We start from the raw sequence: 23,860 nt of genomic DNA on the forward strand, positions 1-23,860 counted from the left end.
GGGATTTGGCAGGACTGTGAGGGAAGTTACCTGCACGTAGTGCTGAGGTCACGGCATGGACGCTGTGATGCGGGCCTCTTTTCTAAGCGGGCGCTTATGTGCTTACGTCGCGATCGGCGGCACCTCCGCCGCCTCCGGCTCCGGAAGCTGGCGGCGCCTGCGGTGCTTGAGCAGGGCCCAGGGGGCACGGCGGGACGCGGTGACCTCCGTACCGCCCTCGGACGCGGCCTGGGCGGCGGCCTGTTCGACCGGCAGGATGCCCTCGCGGCGGGCGGCCTCCGGCCGTTCCTCCTCCGGCCACAGGCCGAGCGAGGCGCACAGCGTCGGCAGTACGGCCATCGCGGCGGTCGCATAGCCCTCCGCCGACGGGTGGTAGTTGTCCGGGCCGAACAGCTCCCGCGGCCGCGCCTCGAACTCGGGGCCCAGCAGGTCGCCGAGCGAGACCGTACGGCCGCCGCTGCCGATCACCCCGATCGTCTGCGCGGCCGCGAGCTGGCGCGACAGCCGGCGGGCCACCCAGCGCAGCGGCTGGTAGACCGGCTCGATGGTGCCCAGGTCGGGACAGGTGCCGACGACGACCTCGCAGCCCGCACCGGACAGCCGGCGGACCGCGTCGGACAGATGACGTACCGACTCCGCGAACGGCATCCGGTGGGTGACATCGTTCGCGCCGATCATGATGACGCAGACGTCCGGGGCCTCGCCGTCCCCCAGCAGCAGATCCACCTGGCGCGCCAGGTCGTCGGACTGGGCGCCGGGCAGCGCCACATTGCGGAAGTCGACGGGCAGTTCGGAGAGCGCGGCCAGCCCGGAGGCGAGCAGCGCGCCCGGGGTCTGGCCGGCGCGGTGGACGCCCTGGCCGGCGGCCGTGGAGTCGCCGAGAAAGCCGAGCCGCAGCGGCGGCCGGTCCGTGCGGTGGCCGAAGGCGGCGCCGTAGCGGCCGTCGGCGCACGGCGGGATGTCGCTGGAGCCGCCGACCGTCCGCCGGGCCAGCCGGACCTCGGTCAGCAGCACGCCGACGGCGGCGACGCCGAGCAGACCGATCCCGCCGCCACCGAACGCGGCGGCGGTCGCGATCCGTCGCGCCACCCTCGCCCTGGACATCGTCATCGTCGTCGTCATCGGCCGGGCACCTCCCCGTGCAGTGCGTGCGCGCCGCGGCCCGAGGGCCGGACGCGCTCCTGAATCGTCAACAAACTCCTACAACGGTTTGTGCCCCATCGCGCACAGAACGCAACGCGCCGGGCCGCCAACGGGGACGGGCAATAGGCTGACAGTACGGGCGCAGGACAGCGTGCCCCCGACCGCGGAGACCACCGTGCAGTTTTACGATTCGATGATTGAGCTTGTCGGCAATACCCCGCTCGTGCGGCTCAACAGTGTCACCAGAGGGATCCAGGCCACCGTCCTGGTGAAGGTCGAGTACTTCAACCCGGGCGGTTCGGTCAAGGACCGGATCGCGGTACGCATGATCGAGGCCGCCGAGGAATCGGGTGAGTTGCAGCCGGGCGGCACCATCGTCGAGCCGACGTCCGGGAACACCGGCGTGGGGCTGGCGATCGTGGCCCAGCAAAAGGGCTACAAGTGCATCTTCGTGTGCCCCGACAAGGTGTCGACGGACAAGATCAATGTGCTGCGGGCATACGGGGCCGAGGTGGTGGTCTGCCCGACCGCCGTGGACCCGGAGCACCCGGACTCGTACTACAACGTCTCGGACCGCCTGGTGCGCGAGACGCCCGGGGCCTGGAAGCCCGACCAGTACAGCAACCCCAACAACCCGCGCTCGCATTACGAGACGACCGGTCCCGAGCTGTGGGCGCAGACGGACGGGCGGATCACCCACTTCGTGGCGGGCGTCGGTACCGGCGGCACGATCAGCGGCACCGGCCGCTATTTGAAGGAAGCCAGCGAGGGCCGGATCAAGGTCGTCGGCGCCGACCCGGAGGGCTCGGTCTACAGCGGCGGCTCCGGGCGCCCGTATCTGATCGAGGGCGTCGGCGAGGACTTCTGGCCGGACGCCTATGACCGTACGGTCGCGGACGAGATCGTCGCGGTCTCGGACAAGGACGCCTTCCAGATGACCCGGCGGCTGGCCAAGGAGGAGGGCCTGCTGGTCGGCGGCTCCTGCGGAATGGCGGTGGTGGCCGGTCTTGAGGTCGCGGAGCGGCTCGGCCCGGACGATGTCGTGGTGATCCTGCTGCCGGACAGCGGCCGCGGCTATCTTTCCAAGATCTTCAACGATGAGTGGATGGCGGACTACGGCTTCCTGGAGGAGAGCGGCACCGCGGCGCGGGTCGGCGAGGTCCTCCAGCACAAGGAGGGCGCCCTGCCCTCGCTGGTGCACATGCACCCGGAGGAGACCGTCGGCGAGGCGATCGACGTCCTGCGCGAGTACGGCGTCTCCCAGATGCCGATCGTCAAGCCGGGCGCCGGGCACCCCGACGTCATGGCCGCCGAGGTCATCGGCTCGGTCGTCGAGCGCGAACTGCTCGACGCCCTGTTCACCAAGCGCGCCTCGCTCAGCGACCCGCTGGAGAAGCACATGTGCCGGCCGCTGCCGCAGGTCGGCTCGGGTGAGCCGGTCGGCGACCTGATGGCGGTCCTGGAGAACGCCGATGCGGCGATCGTCCTCGTCGAGGGCAAGCCGACGGGCGTGGTGAGCCGGCAGGACCTGCTGGCCTACTTGGCGCGCGGGCTCGCCAAGTAGCTGTCGCGGCGTCAGTCGGCGGTCCGGGCGTCAAGTAGCCGTCAGGAAACGGGCCGTCGCCGCAAGGTGCACGTATGCGTCACGTGCCGGCAGCACGGGCTTAACACTCGTACGGCACATTGATGACTACGGCGATACGGACCTCCGGAGCGGCTCCCGGACCTCCACGATCGCCCACGGATGCGACGACCGGCTTGATCCGGATCGCGTCCCTTGCGGGGACCGCCGTCGTCCCGCCCCCGGCTCAGGCCGGGGTGCGGCGGTCCCCGCAACATCTCTTTTCCGGGCCCGTCCCCGGCGTCACTCCCACTCCCCGTCGCGGCGCGGCTCACGGGGGCGTATCAGGCCGGGAAACCCCGAGCTGTGCACGGCGTTGACGCCGACGATGCCGGCCCAGGAGACCAGCAGACCGGTCAGTCCGGCGTTCACCGCGGCGATCGCGGACAGCGGTACGGCCAGCACCAGCGAGACCGTGGCGAAACCGAACCGCTCCGCGAAGCCCGTGCCGGCGCCGCCTCCGCCGCCACCGCGGCGCGGCGGATGCGCCCCGCGCGCCACCTGCATCTGCTGCTCGGCCAACTGCCGCCGCACCCGCCGGTCGACGTCCTTGTCCAGCTTGTCCAGGAACGCTTCCACCAGCTCCGACTCGTACTCCGATCCCAGCTCTTTGCGCGTTTGGAGGGTCGCGTCGAGTTCTTTCCGCAGCTCAGGGTCGTGTGTCGCCATACTGCCGAGATTACGGACGGACGGGTGGCGGCGCGGTAGGGCTAACCCCCCGATCCGGCTGTGGTTTGTGCCACCTCCGGCACGTCCCGGCCCGGGACCCGGGCCGTGTCGCGGTGGCTGACGAGCCAGTACAGGACCGCGGGCACGGCGAGTCCGACCAGCCAGGAGATGTCGGCGCCGCCGAGCGGTGCCACCAGCGGACCGGTGTAGAAGTGCGTGGCGAGGAAGGGGAGTTGGGCGACGACGCCGAAGGCGTAGACGGCCAGGGCGCGGCCGTTCCAGGCACCGTAACGGCCGGTGGGGTCGCTGAGCGCCGGGATGTCGTAACGCTCCTTGGAGATCAGGTAGTAGTCGACCAGGTTGATGGCCGACCACGGCGTGAAGAAGGTGAGCAGGAAGAGCAGGAAGTCCTTGAACGAGGTGAGGAAGGAGTCCTTGCCGAGGAGGGCGACGGCGGTGCCGGCGACCATGATCCCGGCGATGTATGCGGCGCGGCCGCGCGGGGACAGGGTCCGCTGCCCGCGGAATCCGCTGACGCTCGTCACCAGCGACATAAAGCCGCCGTAGGTGTTGAGGATGTTGATGGTGAGCTTGCCGAGGGCGATGACGAAGTAGAGGAACGAGGCGATCAGTCCGGCGCCGCCGAGGCCGACGATGTAGCCGACCTCGTGGCCCACGAACGCGGCGGGGGCCGCGGCGGCCGCCAGTGCGCCGAACGTCATCGACCACTGGGACCCGAGCACCGAGCCGGACAGCGTCCACCAGAACGTGGCGCGCGCCGAGGTGTGGCGCGGCAGGTAACGCGAGTAGTCGGCGACGTACGGGCCGAACGCCAGCTGCCAGGAGGCCGAGAGCGAGACGGCGAGCAGGAAGACCGGCAGGTCGAAGCGGTGGTCGTGGAGGAGCGTGCCGAGGTCGACGCGTTGGAGGAGGCGGATGCCGAGGTAGACGAAGGCGAGCGCGCAGACCAGGCCGGCGATCTTGCCGAGGGTGTGGATGAGGCGGTAGCCGACGGCCGCGGCGACGGCGGTGACGGCCGCGAACAGGACGATGCCGGGCGTCGCACCGAGATGCGTCAGCTCGCCGACCGCCTGGCCGGCGAGCACACTGCCGCTGGCGAAGAACCCGATGTACATCACGATGACCAGGACCAGCGGGACCACCGCGCCCCGTACGCCGAACTGTGCCCGCGAGGTGATCATCTGCGGCAGCCCGAGCCGGGGGCCCTGCGCAGAGTGCAGCGCCATCACCGCGCCGCCCAGGAGGTTGCCGAGCAGCAGCCCGATCAGCGCCCAGAAGGCGTTCGCCCCGAAGACGACGGCCAGGGCGCCGGTGATGACGGCGGTGATCTGGAGGTTGGCGCCCAGCCAGAGCGTGAACTGGCTGATGGCGCTGCCGTGCCGTTCGTCGTCCGGGACGACGTCGATCGAGCGCTGTTCCACCACACCGGACCTGCCTGCCGCACCTGCCATGAACGCCGCCCCTGTCGCGCGCCTGTATGGATTCATGCAGGATCGAGGGCCGGTGAATTGGAGGTCAATAGGCAGGCGTTAATTGCCGGTTACTGGTGCGGGGGCTGCCGGTGTGATGGGGGAGGGGGCGGCTCAGGCCGCAGGCGTATCCATCGCGTCCATCGCGTCCAACGGCCGCAGCTCATCCGCGTACGAGACCGAGACCCGCCGCATCAGCCCGTCCGCGGTGATGTCGTACTGGCCCAGGCGCCAGAGCGGCGGCGAGTAGGCGTGCACCGAGACCGCGTCGTCGGTGGCGCCGGTGAGGCGGTGGATATGGTCCGGGCCGAAGCAGAAGGAGCCGCCGGCGCCGACGGCGGTGGCTAGATGCTCGCCGCCGATCCGCGGGTTGGACTCGGTCAGCACGCCTTGGACGACGTGCACCGCCCCGGAGGAGATGTCGTGGTCGTGCCAGCCGGTGTCGTTCTGCCTGGTCCAGCACAGCAGCCAGACATCGACGTACTCATCGCGGTACAGGGACGCGTAGTGGCGCTCGCTGTCGGAGAACGCCACCTGCTCGCGCCACAGGTCGGGGCGGGCGGCCAGCCCGTCGACCAGGGCCTGCAGCTCGCGCTTGCCGAGGTTGCGCTCGGGCAGCGTGGTGAACGGCTGCTCGCCGTCGGGGACCTCACGGGCGGCGTCGGCCTGGGAGGCACGGTGCGTCATGGACGGGCTCCTTTCATCGGGCCCAGCAGGCGGGCCGGGTTGGCGGTACGCAGGGCGTGGACGGCGGCGTCCGCGCCGAGGTCGGGGATGACGGGGGCGGCATAGGGCCGGTCGCTGCCGGTGACGACGACATCGATGCCGACGGCCCGTACGAGCGCGTCCACCGCGCGGGTCCCGTAGGACGACGTCTCGTAGAACGCGTCGCAGTCGACCCGGCCGCGGTCCCGTCCGCCGCCGCGGGCCATCAGCCGCTCACCGTGCAGCGGCGCGAGGCCGGCGAGCGCGGCGAAGCAGACCCGCAGGTCCGGGTGGCGCGGCCGGCCGAACGCGCGGAAGGCGAACCAGGAGGCGTGCATCTGCTGGACGTACGGCACCAGCGCGGGCCACCAGGCGGGCGCGCCCGCGGCGGCCGGAGGGGCTGCACCCGGATGCACGAACAGCGGCCTGTCCAGTCGCGCGGCGACATCCAGCAGCGGCGCGCAACGGGCCCAGCCGTCCGCGTCGAGCAGGGCGGTGGCCGGGAGTTGCAGCCCCGTGCAACCGCGCACCAGCTCGCGCCGCAGCGCCTCGGGGTCCGGCTCGGGCAGGGAAAGGCAGGGGGAGGCCCAGACGCCGAAGGGGGCGGGCAGGGCGAGCGCACCGTCATGAAAGGCGGCGAGCAGCGGCGCCGCCTCCTCGGGCGGCAGATATTCGATCCCGAGCGGGCTGGAGAGCGAGACCAGGGCCAGATCCAGCCCGTCGGCGCGGGCGAGCCGGACGCGGTCCGCGATGTCGTGGTCGGCGGGATCGACGTCGTACGGCGGCTCACCGGGCAGGTGCAGCGTCCAGCCGTCCAGTCGCGGCGGCGCGGTACGGGCCCGCAGCAATGCGATGAACTCGGGCGGCCAGATGTGCTGGTGGACGTCGGTGGGCACGGTGCGCCGAACCTCCTCAACCGTTTCACTTAACCGCTTAACTGATGCGGTTAAGTGAAACGGTTAACATGAGCGGTGTCAAGGCGCACCAAGGGCTCGCCCGCTCAGCCGGACCGAGCAGGCCGCATCGTGCGCGTGGTCCGGGCCGCGCCTTGGGTAGGCTTTCCGGCATGGCCAGGCCGAATAAGCGCACCACCCTCCGCGAGGTGGCCGAGGCCACCGGACTCTCCACCGCAGCCGTCTCCTACGCACTGCGCGGCAAGCACGTCTCCAAGGAGACCGAGGAGCGGGTACGCAAGGCCGCCGCCGACCTGGGCTACGAAGCCGACCCGATCGCCCGCGCCCTCGCCAGCGGCCGTACGAGCATGATCGGTGTGCTGGCCGGCGACCTGCAGGACCTGTGGCAGCAGCAGCTGATGGCCGCGATAGGACGCGAACTGCTGGCCGGTGACCGCTATGCGCTGATCCTCGACGCGGGCGGCGACCCGGCACGCGAGCTGACCCTCGCCAAACAGCTCCGCGACCAGCGCGTCGACGGCCTCCTCGTCTCGCCCGTCGATCCGTCCGCGGAAGGCTGGTCGAAGATCGCCGACGCGGTTCCGGTCGTGTCCATCGGCGACGCCCTGAGCCGGGCCCGTACGGCGGGCGAGGTCCTCTTCGACAACCGCGCCGGCATCGACGCCGTCCTCGACTACCTCCGCGGCCTGGGCCACCGCCGCGTCACGGTCCTCACCCCCACCGGCCCCTCCACCCCCGACCGCCCCGCCGACGTCTATGTACGCGAGGCCGCCGACCGCCTGGGCATCGAGGTCGAAGTGCTGCCCTGCGCCCAGGAGTTGGGCGAGGCGACGGAGGTCGGCCGCCGCGTCCTGGCGGGCGGCGGAGGAAAGGCCGGCGCCGGGAACGAGGCCGGCGGCAAGGGCGGTAGCGGCGCGCCGACCGCCGTCTTCTGCTTCTCCGACTCCATCGCCTATGGCGTCTACGCGGCCGCCGCCGAGGCCTCCCTGGCCATCGGCCGCGACATCTCGGTGGTCGGCTTCGACGACCACCCGGTCTCCCGCGTCCTCACCCCGCCCCTCACCACCGTCGACTGGGGCCTCACCGACATCGCCAAGGAAGCCGCACGCCTGGCGGTGGCCGCCATCGAGGGCCGCCGCGTCCGCCGCAAACGCATCCTGTGCGCGCCGCGACTGTCGGAGCGCGGGTCGGCGGTGCGGGTGCCGGGGGCATAGGCGGCACCGGGGCGAACGGAACGTCTTCGACTTCCGCGCCGCGAGAGGAATACGCCGCGACGATCGCACGGCTGTGCCCTGCTTTGACGGCGGACTAAATGCGTCCACTCCAGCGACCGATAGTCAGAGCATGGACAGCAACTCAGTGAACGCGGACCGGCCTTTAGCGTGGGACAGCCGACCGGGGACGGTCGGGGAGATCATTGGGGAGGACGGCGCTGACCTGCGTCTGCCGCAGGGCCGCCGTCAGGAGCCGCCGCTCCGGCCGTCCTCGTCCGGCGCCGTGGTGTTCATCCCCGCAGGCAGGGCGGTACCTCCGTGCCGTACCGAGTGCGGGGTGTGCCAGGCGGCAGGGAGGCAGAGATGATGCGTGTTTTCCGGCAGTGCGCTTGGCATGGGGGCATGGCGGAGGAGCCCGTGTTCATCCGCACCATGGAGAGTGTTCGCGGGGCCGTGCGCGCCATGTACGCCTGCTCGCGATGCGTCGATGACTATCAGCTCAAGGCGGCGGGGGCGGAGAAGCGGTTCCTGCTGCTGAGAACCCCGGCGTGGGCCACCGACCCGTACGCCGACGGATACGCCGAGTAGCCCGGCCGGACGGGGCGGAGCGCGGGCCCCGGGTGCTCGTCCTGCGAACCCTTGGCCGGAGGAGCAGACTGGTGCCCGGCGCTCCGGTAGCGTCTGCGCGCGTGTGCCGGTGGTCGGCAGACGGCGGATGGGCGGGTCCTTGATGAAGCGGTCGTCGGTGGAGCAGTCCTCGGTGGAGCGGTCGTCGGTGAGTCACGTCGGCGTCACGGCGGACGGCGGCGACCAACAGGGCGCGTCGCACGGCGAGTTGGCGCAGGGGGAGCTGGCGGACCGGCTCGAAGCGCACCGTACGGAGCTGACCGGCTACTGCTATCGCATGCTCGGGTCCGCGTTCGAGGCCGAGGACGCCGTGCAGGAGACGATGGTGCGGGCCTGGCGGAGCTACGACCGGTTCGAGGGCCGGGCGTCGCTGCGATCGTGGCTCTACCGGATCGCGACGAACGTCTGCCTGGACCTGCTCAAGGGCAGTCAACGCCGGGCGCGGCCGATGGACCTCGCGTCCCCGTCGAGTGTCGAGACTCCGGTGGGGACGGGGCTGCCCGAGGCGACCTGGATCGGGCCGGTGCCGGACGGCCGGGTGCTCGCGGACGCCGGGGATCCGGCGGAGACGGCGGTCGCACGGGAGTCGATCCGGCTCGCGTTCATCGCCGCGTTGCAGCGGCTGGCGCCCCGGCAGCGGGCGGTGCTGATCCTGCGGGAGGTGCTCAGCTGGTCGGCGAGCGAGGTCGCGGAGCTGCTCGGGAGTTCGGTCGCCGCGGTCAACAGCGCGTTGCAGCGGGCGCGCGCCACGCCCGCCGTGAGCGGTGACAACGCCGCCACCGAGCCGGTGCAGCCGCTGGACGATGCGCAGCAGGCGCTGCTCAAGCGGTACGTGGACGCGTTCGAGCGGTTCGACATGGACGCACTGACGGCTCTGCTGCACGAGGATTCGACGCTGTCGATGCCGCCGTACGAACTGTGGCTGCGCGGACCCGAGGACATCGTGAAGTGGATGCTCGGGCCGGGCATCGGCTGCCGCGGCTCGCATCTGGTGCCGCTGGTGGCGAACGGGCGGCCGGCGTTCGCGCAGTACCGCGCGGATGGCGGGCCGTGGGCGATCCAGGTGATCGAGCTGGCGGGGGGACGGATCACCGGGCTCAACCAGTTCCTCGACACGGACCGGCTCTTTCCGCTGTTCGGGCTGCCGCTGCGGTACGAGGGGTGAGCGGCCGACCGGGTTCAGCCGTCCGCGGGGTGCGTGGGCAGCGCCTCGTGCAGGCCCGTCAGGGTCAGGACGAGGCGGAGCGCGTCCGGGACATGGCACAACCGGATTTCGCGACGGAGGCGGCGAGCGGCGAGCTGGAGCCGGAGCAGCGCCTCGACGGTGGTCAGGTCGGGAACGTCGAGCGCACGGACGTCACACAGCACTGTGGCGTGGGGGTGCTCGCGCAGAAATACGTGCAGGCGGGCGCACAGGGCGGGGATGTCGGCGCGGTCGGTCGGCGGACCGACCGGCCAGACGACCGGCTCGTACGGGATGGGCACGATCGGCCTCCTGTCCTGGCGGGGTGCGTGCCGCGGGATGGGCTGCGCCCGTAGGAGAGACCGTCGGGGACGGGGAAAATCATCGGCGGAAGGGGCAGGGGGCGGAAGGGGTGGAAGGGGCAGGGGAGGGCCGGGGAACGGCTTCGGGGCCCGTGCCCCTTGTCAGTCCGGCTCAGGCCTCCTCGCCAGTCCGGTTCATGCGCCTCGTCAGCTCAGCTTGTGCTTCTTCAGCCAGGCGGCCGCCACCCGGTCCGGGTCCTGCTTCTCCTTGTCCACGAGACGGTTGAGCTCGGTGAGCTCAGGTGTGGTGAGGACGTTGCCGAGGCGGGCGAGCGCCTTGCGGACCTTGGAGTCGGCCTTGCGGGAGGCGACGAGGGGGACGATGTGCTGGGCGGGGATCAGGTTCTTGGGATCGGCGAGCAGGACCCAGCCGTTCTCCGCGATATCGACGTCGGTGGTAAAGACATTGGCCACGTCGATATCGCCCTTCTTCAGGGCGCCCTTGACCAGTGGTCCGGACGAGTCCAGCGACTTGAACTCCTTGAATTCCACGCCGTATTCGTCCTTGAGGCCGACGACGCCGACGACCCGCTTCTTCATCTCGGCGGCCGCACCGAACACCAGCTCGCCGTTGACCTTGGCCAGGTCGGCGAGCGTCTTCAGACCGTGGCGCTCAGCGGTCCCGCGGGTGACGGCGAAGCTGTCGCGGTCCTCGGCGGCGGCGTACGGCAGGACTTCCAGGCCGTCCGGCAGCACGGTGGCCAGCGCGTTCTGCATCGCGCCCGGCTCGGTGTCGGTGGCCTTCTTGTCGAGGTAGAGCAGCAGGCTGCCCTGGTATTCGGGGAGCAGGTCGATGTCGCCGGAGCGCAGCGCGGGGACGACGATCTCGCGGGAGCCGAGGTTGGGCTTCACGGTGGTCCTGACCCCGGCGGCGTTCAGGACGCCCGCGTAGAGGTAACCGAGGATCTGGTTCTCGGTGAAGTTCGCTGTACCAATGGTCAGGCCGCCGTCGCTGCTGCCGCTGCCGCCGCCCGCGCCGTCACCCTTGAGGGAGGTGATGCCGGAGGAACAGGAGGCCAGCACCGGGACGGCAGCGCCGGCGAGCAGCGCGGTCAGGGCGGTACGGCGGGTCATGGGGGAAGGGGAGGTGCGGCGGTTCATCGGGGCTCCTGGGTCCGTACGGGGGAGGGGCGGGGCAGGGGCAGGCGGGCGCGGCGGTGGTGACCGGCCGGTCAGCGCGCCATGGCCGGCCGGCCGCGGAAGAGCGCCCGCTGGAGGCCGCCCAGCGCCGCGTCGGCGACGATGGCGAGGATCGCGACCAGGGCCGCACCGCCCAGCACCTGCACCAGGTCGCGCTGCGCGAGCCCGTCGAAGACATAGCGGCCCAGGCCGCCGAAGCTGACGTACGCGGCGATGGTGGCGGTGGCGACGACCTGCACCGTCGCGAGCCGGATGCCGGTCATGATCAGGGGGAGCGCCAGGGGCAGTTCGACCTGCCACAGCACCTGGTGGCCGCGCAGGCCGACGCCCTTCGCTGCGTCCTTGACCTCGGGGTCGACGGCGGCCATCCCCGCGTACGTATTGGTGACGATCACCGGTACGGCGAGCGCCACGAGCGACACATACACCGGCCAGACACTCAGGCCGCCCGCGAGGAAGACCAGGGTGACCAGGCCGACGGTGGGCAGCGCCCGCCCGAACGAGGACAGGTTGACGGCGAGGAACGCGCCGCGGCCGGTGTGCCCGATGAGCAGGCCGATCGGCAGCGCGATCACGGCCGCGGCGAGGGTGGCCAGCACCGAGTACTCCAGGTGCTCCAGGACCCGGGCCGCAATGCCCTCGGGACCTGACCACTGGTCCGAACTGGTCAGCCAGGAGAGAAGGTTCTTCAGGAGTTCGAGCATCGGGACGTCACGCTCGCTTCCACAGCTTGGCGGTGCGCTGACTGACGGTGCCCTGACCGGCGGTGCGCTGACCGGCGGTGCGTCGGCTGGAGGTGCGTCGGCTGGAGGTGCCCTGGCGGGCGGTGCCGCGCCGCCAGGGGGTACACAGCCACTGGACGGTCACCAGCAGCGCGTCGGCGACCAGGGCGAGCAGCAGGGTCAGGACCACTCCGGCGATGACCGGGGTGGGGAAGTTGCGCTGGAAGCCATCGGTGAAGAGCTGGCCGAGGCCGCCGTATCCGATGTAACTCGCCACGCTGACAAGGGAGATGGACATGACGGTGGCGACCCGTACGCCCGCCATGATCACCGGGAGGGCGAGCGGCAGCTCGACGGTGAGGAGGGTGCGCAGCGGCCTGGTCCCCATGGCCGTCGATGCCTCGCGGGCCTTGGCCGGGACCGCGTCCAGGCCCTCGACGGTGTTCCGTACGAGGACGACCAGGGTGTACGCGGTGAGGCCGACGATCGCGGTGGTGCGGGTGAGGCCGGTGAGCGGCAGGAGGAGGACGAAGAAGGCGAGGGAGGGGATCGTGTAGAGGATGTTGGACGCGCCGAGGATGAAGCCGCGCAGGGGGCGCACGCGGTGCGCCACGACCGCCAGCGGGAGCGCGATCAGCAGGCCGAAGAGGACGGCCGGTACGGCGGTGGCGAGGTGGTCCGCGGTGAGGCGGGCCATCTCGCCGGCATGGTCGGGGATCCAGCCCCATTCGATGGTCATGCGGGGCGCTCCGTGAGCGGCGCCTTCTTGAGCGACGCGCCGCCGGCCGTGCTGAGCGAGCCGCCGTCGGAGGAGTCCCCTTCCGCCGTGCCGTCCGCGGAAGCCCCTTCGGAAGCGGCCACCGCCCGCCCCGCCTCCGCGTGGCTGCGGCCCGCCCGGTCGTGGATCGCCTCGCGGGAGGTGATGCCGGCCAGTACGCCGTCGCCGGTGATCCGGGCGACCGCGGCGGCCGGGGAGGAGACCGACTCGTTGAGCGCGGAGAGCAGCGAGTCCTCGTCGCGCAACGGGCGTACGGCTTCCAGGGCCGCCTCGCCCGCGGTGCCGCTGCCGGGCAGCGCGTCGGTGTCCAGCCAGCCCAGCGGTTCGCCGCGCGGGGAGGTCACCAGGCGCCAGCGGCCGTCGGCGCGGGATATGCCGCCCACCGGCTCGTCCGCGCGTATCGCCGCGCCGGGTGCGTACGGCACATCCGCGAGGGTGGTCAGCGACAGCAGCTTCAGCCCGCGCTCAGCCCCGAGGAAGTCGGCGACGAAATCGTCCGCGGGACGGGCCAGCAGCTCGGCGGGTTCGGCGCACTGGACCAGCCGGCCGCCGGTGCGGAACACCGCGATCCGATCGCCGAGGCGGACCGCCTCGTCGATGTCGTGGGTGACGAAGACGACGGTCTTGCGCAGCTCCTCCTGGAGCCGCAGCAGCTCGTTCTGCAGCTGGGTGCGGACGACCGGGTCGACGGCGCCGAACGGCTCGTCCATCAGCAGGACGGGCGGGTCGGCGGCGAGCGCGCGGGCGACGCCGACCCGCTGCTGCTGGCCACCGGAGAGCTGATGCGGATAGCGCTTGCCGGCGTCGGCGGGCAGGCCAACCAGCTCCAGCAGTTCGGCGGCGCGGGCGCGCGCCTTGCGCCGGCCCCAGCCCAGCAGCAGCGGCACGGTCGCGATGTTGTCCAGGATCGTGCGGTGCGGGAAGAGGCCCGACTGCTGGATGACGTAACCGATGCCGCGGCGCAGCTCGGCGGCGTCCGCCTCCAGGATGTCGCGGCCTCCTACGCTGATGGTGCCGGAGGTCGCGTCGACCATCCGGTTGACCATCCGAAGGGTGGTGGTCTTGCCGCATCCGGACGATCCGACGAGGACGGTGACGCCGCCCTCGGGGAGTTCCAGCGACAGGTCGTCCACTGCCGTGGTGCCGTTCGGGTATCGCTTGCTGACTGCGTCGAACTTGATCATCCGCTGCCCCTTGCCCGGCCTGCATAGTGTCATGCAGAGTCATAGGCGCGTGAATAGAAGTCAATAGGCGGGTGTTAATCGCCTGTTACTTCGGCTCACCGTACGGAACGTGCTGTCGGACTTTCGTCCACAAAAAGCGTTATGAGAGGGAGCTGAGACCCTTGGTATCCCACATGCTGGACACCGGTCAGCAGGCCGACCGACGCGTCGTACTCGACGGCAGCGGGCTCGGCAGCGCCGATGTCGCCGCGCTCGCGGAGCGCACCGCACACCCCGCGGCCCCCGACCCCAAAGCCCTCGCCCGCGCCGAGGAATCCTGGAACACCGCCCGCCGCCTCGCCGCCACCGGCCGCGTCTACGGGCGCAGCACCGGCGTCGGCGCCAACCGCACGGAAGACGTCGGGACCGCCGACACCGAACACGGCCTGCGCCTGCTGCGCAGCCACGCCGGCGCGATCGGCGACCCGCTGCCCGCCCGCGAGGTCCGCGCCATGCTCGTCGTCCGCGCCAACCAACTCCTGGCCGGCGGCGCCGGACTCAACCCCGCCGTCATCACCTCACTCCTCACCGCCCTGGACACCGGCGCACACCCCGTCGTCAACGAATTCGGCGCCGTCGGCACCGGCGACCTCGCCGCCCTCGCCCAGACCGGCCTGGCGCTCGCCGGCGAACACCCCTGGCACCACACCCCTGGCAGCCACGCACCCGCCCCCATCCCCCTCGACAGCAACGACGCCCTCGCCCTGATCAGCAGCAACGCCCTCACCCTCGGCCAGTCCGCGCTCGCCCTCGACGAACTGCGCCGCCTCCTGGCCGCATCCCTCCCCATCGCCGCGCTGTCCCTCCTCGCGGTCGGCGGCTCGTACGAACCGTTCGCCGAACCCGTCATGCGCGCCCGGCCGCACCCCGGATCCGCGGCCGCCGCAGCACGCATGCGCGCCCTCTCCGGCATCCCCGACCGTCCCTCGCCGCCCCTGGGCCGCATCCAGGACCCGTACGGCTTCCGCTGCATCCCCCAGATCCACGGCCCCGCACTGGACGCCGCCGACACACTGGAAACCGTCCTCGCGGTGGAACTCAACGCAGCCGCCGAAAACCCGCTGATCAGCGTCGAGGACCAAGCCGCCTACCACCACGGCAACTTCTACGCCGCACACACCGCACTCGCCCTCGACACCTTCCGCCTCGCCGTCCTCCAAACCGCCCGGCTCTCCACCGCCCGCCTCGCCGCCCTCTCCGAGCCCGACTTCACCCGCCTGCGGCCGTTCCTCGGCGACGCGGCACCGGCCAGCTCCGGCGTGATGATCCTCGAATACGCGGCGGGCGCGGCGCTCGGCGAAATGCGCGCGGTCTCCCACCCGGCCTCACTCGGCCACGCCGTCCTCTCCCGCGGCGTCGAGGAACAGGCCAGCTTCGCCTCCCTCGGCGCCCGCCAGACGCTGCGCGCCTGCACCCACTACCGCCACGTCCTCGCCTGCGAACTCGTCGCCGCCGTAAGGGCATTGCGCATGCGCTCCCTCGAACCCGAACCGGGCCTCCCGCTCGCCACCGCCTACACCCTCGCCGCCGAAGCACTCGACCCGCGGATGGAGGACCGCCCCCTGACGGACGATGTCGCGGTGGCGGCGGGGCTGCTCGACGGGATGGCGGGGGTGTGAGGAATGGGGTGGTGTGAGGGATGGGGTGGGAGGGACGGCAGAGGTGGGAGCGATGGGTGGGATGGATGGCGGAGGTGGGAGCGATGGATGGGGTGGATGGGGTGAAGGCAATGGATGGGATCGATGGAGTGGAAGGGATGGATGGGATGGAGTGCGTGGGCGGTTCGGCTGGGGCATACCGGCAGTCGGGTGGGGGGCCGTAGGCCGGATATCGGCGCATACGCAGGACCGGCGCGGGCCAGGAATTCCGTACAGTCGGGCGACACACCACTTCGGTTGAGATGTCACTCCGAGCGCACCATTGCGACATCACTCCGAGCACACCACAGGGACAAGGCCCCCGACCGGGCCGGGAAGAAGAGGCGATGAGCGGGGACGGGGACAACGGCGGCAACGGCGCGGCCGACGGGGCGCGCGCGGGGACGGCCGGCCGGCGGGCCGGGGAGACGGCAGCCGCCACGGATACCGACACCGGCATCGCCGCCCGCCTCCAGAAGCTCTTCGAAGGCCACCGGCTGACGCCCACCCAGCGCCGGATCGCGCACTGCATGGTGCGACGCGCCGCCGACGCGCCGTTCCTCTCCAGCGTCGAACTGGCCGAACTGGCCGGCGTCAGCCAGCCCTCCGTCACCCGCTTCGCGGTCGCCCTCGGCTTCGACGGCTACCCGGCGCTCCGCCGCCATCTGCGCGAGGTCGCGCCCACCGAGAAGTCCGGCGGCACCGCCTCCTACAACGAGTACCAGCAGGCCGTCCAAGCGGAGATCGACAACCTCCGCCACCTTGCCGCGGCCCTCGCCGACCCGTCCCCGGTCATCGAGGCCGGCCGCCTCTTGGCGGCCTCCCGCCCGCTACCGGTCCTCGGCCTGCGCGCCGCCACCGCCCAGGCCGCCGGCTTCGTGTACTTCGCCCGCAAGGTCCACCCCGACGTCCGGCTCCTGGACGAGGGCGGCACGATGCTCACCGACCGCATCGACGCCGCCGTACGAGCCGGTGCCACCGCGCTCCTCTGCTTCGCCCTGCCCCGCCACCCGCGCGAGGTCGTCGACGCCCTGGAGTACGCCCGTGCGGCCGGCCTCACCGTCGTCACCGTCGCCGACAGTGCCTTCGCCCCCGTCGCCCACCACACCGACCTGCTCCTCCCGGCCCCCGTAGGCACCGGCCTGGCCTTCGATACGGCCTGTGCCCCCATGCTCCTGGGCCGCGTCCTCCTGGAGGCGATGTGCGACGACCTCCCGGACGCCCAGGCCCGCCTGGAGGAGTTCGACGCACGGGCGGCGGAGCGGGGGTTGTTTGTGGAGTGAGGGTGGAGTGAGGAGGGGGAGGGGGCGAGGCGCGGGTTCGCCTCCTTATGCCTTTTCGCCTCTTTGCCTCTTTGCCTCTTTGCCTCCTTCCTGTTCCGGCAACGATTACGGAGAGTGATTAGTTCCCACGGTCTGTCGTGGTGCGTGGCTGCTACCTGGCGCCCGTTCCGCCCGGTGCCCCTCTTAGTCGGCGCCCCTTTGCCCCAGCCCGTGCAGTGCGTCCGCGTGCGCCGCGCCGCTCTCTGTCGTGAGTTCCTCCAGGGTCTGCGGGGTGCGGACCGTTGCGAAGCGGACGGTGCCGTCGGGGTCGGCCGCATAGCCGTAAATCCCGGGGCGGGGGAGGGAGTTGTAGGCGAAGTGGGTGGAGAAGTAGTAGGCGCCGGTGTCCAGCAGAGCGGCGTGGTCGCCGGACTCCAGGCGCGGTAGCAGACGGTTCTCGGCGACCAGGTCACCGGCGAAGCAGCACGGCCCCGCGATGTCCTGGGACACCGACGCGCCGGTCTTGGGGTACCCCCGGGCGTCGTAGGCCGCGACCCGGATCGGCCAGGCATCGGGGACGAAGACCGTACGGGTGGCGACCTGCGCGCCGGCGTGGGTGACCGCGATGGGCCGGCCGCCGGCCGACTTCGCGTACTCGACGCGGGCGACGACCGTGCCGTGCTTGGCCAGCAGCGAGCGGCCGAACTCGGTGACCAGCCCGTAGCGCCCCGAGAACAGTCCGGGGACGGCCGAGTGCAGCGCCCCGGCGTACTCGCGGAAGGTCGGGCTGACGGTGTCCGAGGCGAAGTTGACCGGCAGGCCGCCACCGATGTCGAGGGTGTCGATCTGGCGGCGGCCGGCCTTCTCGTTGATCTCCTCGGCGAGGCCGAATAGGGACCGTACCCCCTCGGCCATCAGCTCCAGCGGCATGCCCTGGGAACCGACATGGGCGTGCAGCCGTGTCAGCCACGGCCGTTCGAGGCAGGACCGTACGACCCAGTCACGGGCGCCCTCGTCGCGCAGCGCGACACCGAACTTGGAGGTGTCGGTGGCGGTACTCATCGCCCCGATGGTGCCGCCGCCGATCTGTGGATTGACCCGCAGGCCGACGGGGGCGGTGGTCGGCGCGGAGGCCATCAGCTCGTCGATACGGGCCAGTTCCTCGGGGTTGTCGGCATTGACGGCGATACCGAGGGCCAGTGCCTCGCGCAGTTCGGCGGGGGTCTTGGCGGGGGAGTCCAGGACCGTGCGGGCGGCCGGCACCCCGGCGGCACGGGCCAGCGCCAGCTCGCCCGGGCTGGCCACCTCGCAGCCCAGCCCTTCCTGCGCGAGCAGCCGCAGTACGGGCACGAGCGAGGAGGCCTTCACCGCGAAGGCGTGCAGCACCGGGGTGCCGGGTGCGGCGAACTCCTCGAATGCGGCGCGGAGTTCGCTCGCCGACCGCCGGATCCCGGCGATGTCGAGCAGCCCGACAACGGGCGCACCCGGGCCGACCAGCCCGTCCGCGACCGCTGCGGCTACGGCACGGTCGCGGTCGGTGCCGTAGCTGGTGCCGGGGCCGGTGCCGGTGCCGGTGAAAGTCTCGAAGCTGGTGGCGGGGGTGCGGGGCGAGTTGCCGGTGTGGTGGTTGGCGGTGCGGTGATTGGTGGTCTCGTGGTCGGTGGTGCGGCGGTTGGTGGAGCCGTGGTTGGTGGTGCAGTGGTCGGTGGTGTGGCTGCTGTTGCGGGCGCTGGCGGGGTTGGGGTTGTTGGTGGGGACGCTGGCAGGGGTGGGGTTGTTGGTGGGGGTGGGGTTGTTGGTGGGGTTGCTCTCCGGCGTGTTCGTCGGGTTGCTGGTGTGGTTGTACGCCGGGGTGTTCGCGGAGTCGTGTCCCCGGCCGTCCGTAGGGGCAACCAGGCCGTCATCGGGCCATGGCGTTCCGTTGTCGGGCCGTGGCGCTGGGGCGTTCGTCGGTCCGTGAGCCGGGTCATGCGGTTGGCCGTGACCCGGGCCATGGGTGGGGCCAGTCGTGGGGCCATTCATGGGGCAACTCCATCACTGGGTGGGGCGTGGCGCCATCGGATGCGGGCGTTCCGCCCTCTCTCCGGGGCCCCGCCCCCCCCGCCCCCTCCCCACCACCCCCGCCAGCTACGGCTCACGTCCCTCGTGCGCCCCTCGTATCCCCTCGAATGCCCCTGGTGCGGGCATGCCTACGCAGGCATCGCCCCGCTCATTGCCGCCTTGCGGTGGCGTGCGGTCAGGCGGGAGCCGGACTCGCGGCGGGCGGTACGGCGCAGGAGGGGTATCGCGAGGAGGAACCCGAGGACGGCCCAGGCGGTGAGTACCAGGGCGACCATGGGCAGCTCCCAGGAGCCGGCTGGTTCGGCGGCCCGTGCGGCGTCCGGCAGCAGCGCCGAGCGCAGGCCCTGGGCCATCCACTTGAGCGGGAAGACTGAGGCCACCTGCTGGACCGGCACGGGCAGCGAGGTGATCGGGAACACCGCTCCGGAGGTGATCAGCAGCCCCATCGTGGGCAGCATGATCAACGCCAGCGCCTCGCGCGGGTTGGGCAGCACGGCGCCTATGGCCGCGCCGAGCGGTACGACGGCGAGCAGCCCGAGCGTGGTGACCCACAGCAGCGTCAGCCAGCCGCCCGGCCCGTGCGGCAGCGGACCGTCCACCAGCAGCGCCGCGGCTGCCAGGAGCAGGGCCAGGGTGCCGACCGCCAGCACGACGACCAGCAGGCACTTGGCGACGAGATAGGCCGGTATCCCGCCGGGCGTGGCCCGTAGCCGCAGCAGGGCGCCCTCCTCCCGTTCGGTCACGAGCATCTGCGGGAGGTTGATCAGCCCGATCTGGAACAGCAGATAGGCGGCGAAGCCCCCGAGCGCCAGATGGGCCATCGGGATGTGGGTGCCGGGCACATCGTCGTCGACGAAGCCGGCGACCAGTAGCGCGACGACCACATTGAGGAGGTGGCCGGACATCTCCTTGGGGTTGCGGAGGAGGTGCCGCAGCTCGATGCCGCCACGCAGGAAGCCGGCACGCCAGTAACGACGGGTGAGGTGGCGGGGTTGCCTCGTTCCGGCCGGTGCGTCGTTCATGTCTTCGACGTCCGCCGCGTCTACCGCGTCTACCGCGTTTGCCGCGTTTGCTGCGTTCGCCGCGTCGGCGTGGCGTGCGGTGTCTGTCCCGTCCGCCTTGTCCAGCTTGTTCGTCATGTGTGTCCCCCTCATGCGGCCTGTGCCTCCCCGCCCGCGGCCCCGTCTGTGCCGTCGTCCTCCCGATGCACCATGTGCAGATATGTGTCCTCCAGCGTCGGGCGGCGGACCTCCAGGTCGGCGATCGGGCCGCCCGCGTCCCGGTGGAGTTCCCAGACCAGCTGCGACGGGTCCTCGGTGGCTTCGCGGCGGGCTGTCCCGTCGCCGGCCGTCCAGCGGACCTCGGCCTGTGCGGCGGCCCGCCGGGCCAGTTCCGACGGGGTGCCGCAGGCCCGGATACGGCCGCTGACCAGCATCGCGATCCGGTCGGCGAGCCGCTCGGCCTCCACCAGGTCGTGCGTGGTGAGCAGGATGGTGACGCCTTCGTCGCGGGCCAGCCGTTCGACCAGGACGTGGAAATCGTGCCGCGCCTCCGGGTCGAAGCCTGTGGTCGGCTCGTCCAGGAAGAGGAGCTCGGGGCGGCCGACGATGCCGAGCGCGACATCCAGCCGTCGGCGCTGGCCGCCGGACAGCCGGTCCACCTGCCGGCCGGCCTGGTCGGTGAGGCCGACCAGAGCCAGCAGTTCGGCCGGGTCGCGCGGGTCGGGGTAGTAGGTCGCGAAGTGTGTCAGCAGCTCGGCGACCCGCCAGCGGCGGTGGTCGCGCCAGGACTGCAGGACCAGGCCGATCCGGCCGCGCCACGCGTCGTCGCCCCGCTCCGGGTCCGCGCCGAGGACGCGGACCTCCCCGGCGGATCGCTTCCGGAAGCCCTCCAGGATCTCGACGGTGGTGGTCTTCCCGGCGCCGTTGGGTCCGAGCAGTGCGAAGACCTCGCCGCGGTGGATGTCCAGATCGATGCCGTGCAGGACGTCGATGCCGCCGTACGCCATGGTCAAGTCGCGTGCCTGGATTACGGGTTGGGCGGTTGGGGTGGGCTCGGGGGGCGCGGCCGCCGCGGGGCGTACGGGTGTGTGCTCGGTGGTCGTCATCGCCCTGCCTCCGCGTGGTGCTGCTGCCGCTGTGCCGCCCCGGTGGATGCCGTCATGGGAGCGTCGTCCGCTGTTGCTGTTGGTGTTGCTGGCGGGCCGGTCGGCGCCGGGGGGCCGGCACGCTCGACGATCGCCCGGAGCGCCGCCACATGGCCCTCGAAGGCGGTGCGGCCGCGGTCCGTCAGCCGTACCTTCGTGCGCCGCTTGCGGCCGCCGCCCTCCTTGTGGATTTCCAGGTATCCGGCCTCTTCCAGGGTGTGCAGCTGTTTGGAGAGCGCGGAGTCGCTGAGCGAGAGGCTGTCGCGGATGAACGGGAAGTCCGCCCATTCGGTGGCGGCGAGCAGGGCCACCACCGACAGCCGGGTGGCTGGATGGATCAGCTCGTCGAAGCCTGTGGGTGTGCTCATCGGCCCGCCCCCTCGCGGGCCGCTCTATCGCCGCGGCCGCGCAACGAGCTGGTCGCCCAGCGGTTCGCCGGCCCGACGAACAGCACGAACGCGGCCGCGGAGACCGTGGCCTGGATCAGGCTGCCGAACGGCAGCTCCAGTGACTCGACCAGTCGGCCGGACAGCAGGATCGTCCCGCCGGTCACCACTCCCCCCGCGACGAAGGTGGCGAACGACCGCCAGTTGTAGCGCGAGCGGTGCAGTCGCATCCGGCTTCTGCGGCTGTAGATCACGGCCAGCGTGCTCAGCAGTGCGACGTATGCGGCGAGTACCAGCCAGGTGCCCCACTTGGGCAGGTCCAGGCCCATGCTGGCCAGGAAGACCCACATGATCGCGGCCGTGCTGTATGTCGCGCCGGGGTCGCCGGATGCGCACCGTTCGATCTCGTCGTACACGCGCTCCTGCGGCACCCGGATGCGCTGCAGATCTTTCCAGGCCTGTTCGGCATCCACCGGTGTGCTCACGGCCATCGCCTCCCCATGACGATTCAAGATGGTTCGAGAGAGTTCAAGAGGGGTCGGGACGGTGCATGGCCGTGCGCAACGAGCCCCCGCTTTACTTTCCTGTTGGGAAAGTTACTCCCGACTTTCCTGGCAGGCAAGTTTGGGAGGTGTCGGTGTTGGCGGGTTGGCGTGGATGTGATGTCGATTGGCCGGAATATTCGCCTCGCGTCGGCAGGCCTCCGCGCCCTGTTGACTAGAGGTATTCATCAGATCCAAGATGTGAATAGCTCAATCCATTCGACGTCAGGGAGGCACGGCCCATGTCGGGACCGCGACCTGTGCGCGCACCGCGCGGTACGGAGCTGAGTGCTCGGGGATGGCAGCAGGAAGCCGCGCTGCGGATGCTGCAGAACAACCTCGACCCGGAGGTGGCGGAACATCCGGACCAGCTCGTCGTCTACGGCGGCACGGGCAAGGCCGCCCGTGACTGGCGCTCCTTCGACGCGATGGTGCGCACACTCACGACGCTCAAGCAGGACGAGACGATGCTCGTCCAGTCCGGCAAGCCGGTCGGCGTGATGCAGACGCACGAGTGGGCGCCGCGCGTCCTCATCGCCAACTCCAACCTGGTCGGCGACTGGGCCAACTGGGAGGAGTTCCGGCGCCTGGAGGCCCTCGGGCTGACCATGTACGGACAGATGACCGCCGGTTCGTGGATCTACATCGGGACGCAGGGCATCCTCCAGGGGACGTACGAGACGTTCGCGGCCGTCGCGGCGAAGAAGTTCGGCGGCACGCTGGCCGGGACGATCACGCTCACCGCCGGGCTCGGCGGCATGGGCGGCGCCCAGCCGCTCGCCGTCACGATGAACGACGGCGTCGCCATCTGTATCGACGTCGACCCCCGCGCCATCGAACGGCGGATCGAGCACCGCTACCTGGATGTGCGGGCGGACAGCCTGGAACACGCCCTCCGACTCGCCGTCGAGGCCCGTGACCAGCGCAAGCCGCTCTCCATCGGACTGCTCGGCAACGCCGCGGAGCTGCTGCCGCAGATGCTCGCCGAGGGCGCCCCGATCGACATCGTCACCGACCAGACCAGCGCCCACGACCCGCTGGCCTACCTCCCGATCGGTATCGAATTCGACGACATGGCCGCCTACGCGGCGGAGAAGCCCGCCGACTTCACCCAGCGGGCACGCGAGTCGATGGCCAAGCACGTCGAGGCCATGGTCGGCTTCATGGACGCCGGCGCCGAGGTCTTCGACTACGGCAACTCCATCCGCGGCGAGGCCCAACTCGCCGGATACGAGCGGGCCTTCGCCTTCCCCGGCTTCGTTCCCGCCTACATCCGGCCGCTGTTCGCCGAGGGCAAGGGGCCGTTCCGCTGGGCTGCGCTGTCCGGTGACGCGCGGGACATCGCGGCCACCGACAAGGCGATCCTGGACCTCTTCCCGGAGAACGAGTCGCTGGCCCGCTGGATCAAATTGGCAGGCGAACGGGTCCACTTCCAGGGCCTGCCGGCGCGGATCTGCTGGCTCGGCTACGGCGAGCGGGACAAGGCCGGGGAGCGGTTCAACGAGATGGTCGCCGACGGCACGCTGCGCGCGCCGCTGGCCATCGGCCGCGATCACCTCGACTGCGGCTCCGTCGCCTCGCCGTACCGGGAGACCGAGGCCATGAAGGACGGCTCGGACGCCATCGCCGACTGGCCGCTGCTCAACGCCATGGTCAATGTCGCCTCCGGCGCCTCCTGGGTCTCGCTGCACCACGGCGGTGGCGTCGGCATGGGCCGCTCCATCCACGCGGGCCAGGTCACGGTCGCCGACGGCACACCGCTGGCCGGCGAGAAGATCCGCCGGGTGCTCACCAACGACCCGGGTATGGGCGTCATCCGGCATGTCGACGCGGGCTACGAGCGCGCCGACGAGGTGGCCGCCGAGCGCGGTGTCCGCATCCCGATGCGCGAGAGCGAAGGCGAGGGCGCGTGACCTCCTCGTTCCACGAGATGTGGGAGGAGTGGGGGGCCGGGGGGCCGCCCCCAGGACCACACAACCGCACGCCACACACCAGACTCAAAGAACAACAACCACAACAACACCATGGACCACGA

General features: G+C 71.3%; 21 protein-coding genes and 1 pseudogene. 7 read left to right on the forward strand and 15 right to left on the reverse strand.

All coding sequences use genetic code 11. The features are described 5' to 3' along the window. Nucleotides 1-102 precede the first annotated feature (102 nt). A complete protein-coding gene (locus tag AB0I10_RS30510) occupies nucleotides 103-1,122 on the reverse strand; it encodes an SGNH/GDSL hydrolase family protein (RefSeq protein WP_363155902.1) in 1,020 nt (339 codons plus the stop codon). A 196-nt stretch (nucleotides 1,123-1,318) separates the two neighbouring features. On the opposite strand from AB0I10_RS30510, the gene AB0I10_RS30515 reads away from it, so the two are divergent. Then, on the forward strand, nucleotides 1,319-2,707 hold the full coding sequence (locus tag AB0I10_RS30515; protein WP_363155903.1) for a cystathionine beta-synthase: 1,389 nt from the start codon (nucleotides 1,319-1,321) through the stop codon (nucleotides 2,705-2,707). Between the two features lie 300 nt (nucleotides 2,708-3,007). Here the strand turns inward: AB0I10_RS30515 and AB0I10_RS30520 are convergent, their stop codons facing one another. From AB0I10_RS30520 to AB0I10_RS30535, 4 genes are all read right to left on the reverse strand, one after another. Beyond that, entirely contained in the window at nucleotides 3,008-3,433 is a 426-nt protein-coding gene (locus AB0I10_RS30520) for a hypothetical protein (RefSeq protein ID WP_363155904.1), read from the reverse strand. Nucleotides 3,434-3,474: 41 nt separating this feature from the next. Continuing rightward, a complete protein-coding gene (locus AB0I10_RS30525) occupies nucleotides 3,475-4,905 on the reverse strand; it encodes a cytosine permease (RefSeq protein ID WP_363155905.1) in 1,431 nt (476 codons plus the stop codon). A 132-nt stretch (nucleotides 4,906-5,037) separates the two neighbouring features. Then, a complete protein-coding gene (locus AB0I10_RS30530) occupies nucleotides 5,038-5,610 on the reverse strand; it encodes a cysteine dioxygenase family protein (RefSeq protein WP_363155906.1) in 573 nt (190 codons plus the stop codon). Then, a complete protein-coding gene (locus tag AB0I10_RS30535; protein WP_363155907.1) occupies nucleotides 5,607-6,524 on the reverse strand; it encodes an amidohydrolase in 918 nt (305 codons plus the stop codon). The genes AB0I10_RS30530 and AB0I10_RS30535 overlap by 4 nt, the downstream gene beginning before the upstream one ends. A 170-nt stretch (nucleotides 6,525-6,694) precedes the next feature. Here AB0I10_RS30535 and AB0I10_RS30540 point away from each other — a divergent pair, with 170 nt between their 5' ends. The 3 genes from AB0I10_RS30540 to AB0I10_RS30550 all read left to right on the forward strand — a co-directional run bounded on the left by AB0I10_RS30540 (nucleotide 6,695) and on the right by AB0I10_RS30550 (nucleotide 9,548). Further along, on the forward strand, nucleotides 6,695-7,756 hold the full coding sequence (locus AB0I10_RS30540) for a LacI family DNA-binding transcriptional regulator (RefSeq protein ID WP_363155908.1): 1,062 nt from the start codon (nucleotides 6,695-6,697) through the stop codon (nucleotides 7,754-7,756). Nucleotides 7,757-8,158: 402 nt separating this feature from the next. Beyond that, a complete protein-coding gene (locus AB0I10_RS30545) occupies nucleotides 8,159-8,344 on the forward strand; it encodes a hypothetical protein (protein ID WP_363155909.1) in 186 nt (61 codons plus the stop codon). A gap of 142 nt (nucleotides 8,345-8,486) precedes the next feature. Continuing rightward, the gene (locus tag AB0I10_RS30550; protein WP_363155910.1) at nucleotides 8,487-9,548 is read left to right on the forward strand and encodes a sigma-70 family RNA polymerase sigma factor; all 1,062 of its coding nucleotides are present in this window, start codon (nucleotides 8,487-8,489) and stop codon (nucleotides 9,546-9,548) included. 14 nt (nucleotides 9,549-9,562) lie between these two features. Here AB0I10_RS30550 and AB0I10_RS30555 read toward each other — a convergent pair whose 3' ends face one another. The 5 genes and pseudogenes from AB0I10_RS30555 to AB0I10_RS30575 all read right to left on the reverse strand — a co-directional run bounded on the left by AB0I10_RS30555 (nucleotide 9,563) and on the right by AB0I10_RS30575 (nucleotide 13,752). Further along, nucleotides 9,563-9,868, reverse strand: coding sequence for an STAS domain-containing protein (locus AB0I10_RS30555; RefSeq protein ID WP_363155911.1), 306 nt, complete (start codon nucleotides 9,866-9,868; stop codon nucleotides 9,563-9,565). A 207-nt stretch (nucleotides 9,869-10,075) separates the two neighbouring features. Then, nucleotides 10,076-11,002, reverse strand: coding sequence for an ABC transporter substrate-binding protein (locus AB0I10_RS30560; protein WP_363155918.1), 927 nt, complete (start codon nucleotides 11,000-11,002; stop codon nucleotides 10,076-10,078). A gap of 98 nt (nucleotides 11,003-11,100) precedes the next feature. Next, nucleotides 11,101-11,772: an ABC transporter permease gene (locus tag AB0I10_RS30565; RefSeq protein ID WP_363155912.1), complete on the reverse strand. Its 672-nt coding sequence runs from the start codon at nucleotides 11,770-11,772 to the stop codon at nucleotides 11,101-11,103. A gap of 118 nt (nucleotides 11,773-11,890) precedes the next feature. Next, nucleotides 11,891-12,529: pseudogene (locus AB0I10_RS30570) on the reverse strand (ABC transporter permease); the annotation flags it as partial. Continuing rightward, the gene (locus tag AB0I10_RS30575; protein ID WP_363155913.1) at nucleotides 12,526-13,752 is read right to left on the reverse strand and encodes an ABC transporter ATP-binding protein; all 1,227 of its coding nucleotides are present in this window, start codon (nucleotides 13,750-13,752) and stop codon (nucleotides 12,526-12,528) included. The pseudogene AB0I10_RS30570 and the gene AB0I10_RS30575, both read right to left, overlap by 4 nt. A gap of 173 nt (nucleotides 13,753-13,925) precedes the next feature. Between AB0I10_RS30575 and AB0I10_RS30580 the strand changes: the two genes are divergently transcribed. Continuing rightward, a complete protein-coding gene (locus AB0I10_RS30580; protein ID WP_363155919.1) occupies nucleotides 13,926-15,410 on the forward strand; it encodes an aromatic amino acid ammonia-lyase in 1,485 nt (494 codons plus the stop codon). A gap of 365 nt (nucleotides 15,411-15,775) precedes the next feature. After that, nucleotides 15,776-16,711, forward strand: a complete 936-nt coding sequence (locus tag AB0I10_RS30585; protein ID WP_363155914.1) for a MurR/RpiR family transcriptional regulator — start codon at nucleotides 15,776-15,778, stop codon at nucleotides 16,709-16,711. 183 nt (nucleotides 16,712-16,894) lie between these two features. Here AB0I10_RS30585 and AB0I10_RS30590 read toward each other — a convergent pair whose 3' ends face one another. The 5 genes from AB0I10_RS30590 to AB0I10_RS30610 form a co-directional block, all read right to left on the reverse strand. After that, nucleotides 16,895-18,187: a diaminopimelate decarboxylase gene (locus AB0I10_RS30590; RefSeq protein WP_363155920.1), complete on the reverse strand. Its 1,293-nt coding sequence runs from the start codon at nucleotides 18,185-18,187 to the stop codon at nucleotides 16,895-16,897. 692 nt (nucleotides 18,188-18,879) lie between these two features. After that, nucleotides 18,880-19,773, reverse strand: coding sequence for an ABC transporter permease (locus AB0I10_RS30595; protein WP_363155921.1), 894 nt, complete (start codon nucleotides 19,771-19,773; stop codon nucleotides 18,880-18,882). Between the two features lie 128 nt (nucleotides 19,774-19,901). Further along, nucleotides 19,902-20,759, reverse strand: coding sequence for an ABC transporter ATP-binding protein (locus tag AB0I10_RS30600; RefSeq protein WP_363155922.1), 858 nt, complete (start codon nucleotides 20,757-20,759; stop codon nucleotides 19,902-19,904). A gap of 95 nt (nucleotides 20,760-20,854) precedes the next feature. Then, entirely contained in the window at nucleotides 20,855-21,265 is a 411-nt protein-coding gene (locus AB0I10_RS30605; protein ID WP_363155915.1) for a transcriptional regulator, read from the reverse strand. Then, a complete protein-coding gene (locus AB0I10_RS30610) occupies nucleotides 21,262-21,774 on the reverse strand; it encodes a hypothetical protein (protein ID WP_363155916.1) in 513 nt (170 codons plus the stop codon). Before AB0I10_RS30610 ends, AB0I10_RS30605 begins: the two co-directional genes overlap by 4 nt. Nucleotides 21,775-22,067: 293 nt before the next feature. Between AB0I10_RS30610 and hutU the strand changes: the two genes are divergently transcribed. Further along, complete coding sequence (gene hutU / locus AB0I10_RS30615) at nucleotides 22,068-23,738, forward strand: urocanate hydratase (protein ID WP_363155917.1); 1,671 nt, start codon at nucleotides 22,068-22,070, stop codon at nucleotides 23,736-23,738. Nucleotides 23,739-23,860: the final 122 nt, after the last annotated feature.

Source organism: Streptomyces sp. NPDC050636 (assembly GCF_040654775.1).
Classification (GTDB): domain Bacteria; phylum Actinomycetota; class Actinomycetes; order Streptomycetales; family Streptomycetaceae; genus Streptomyces.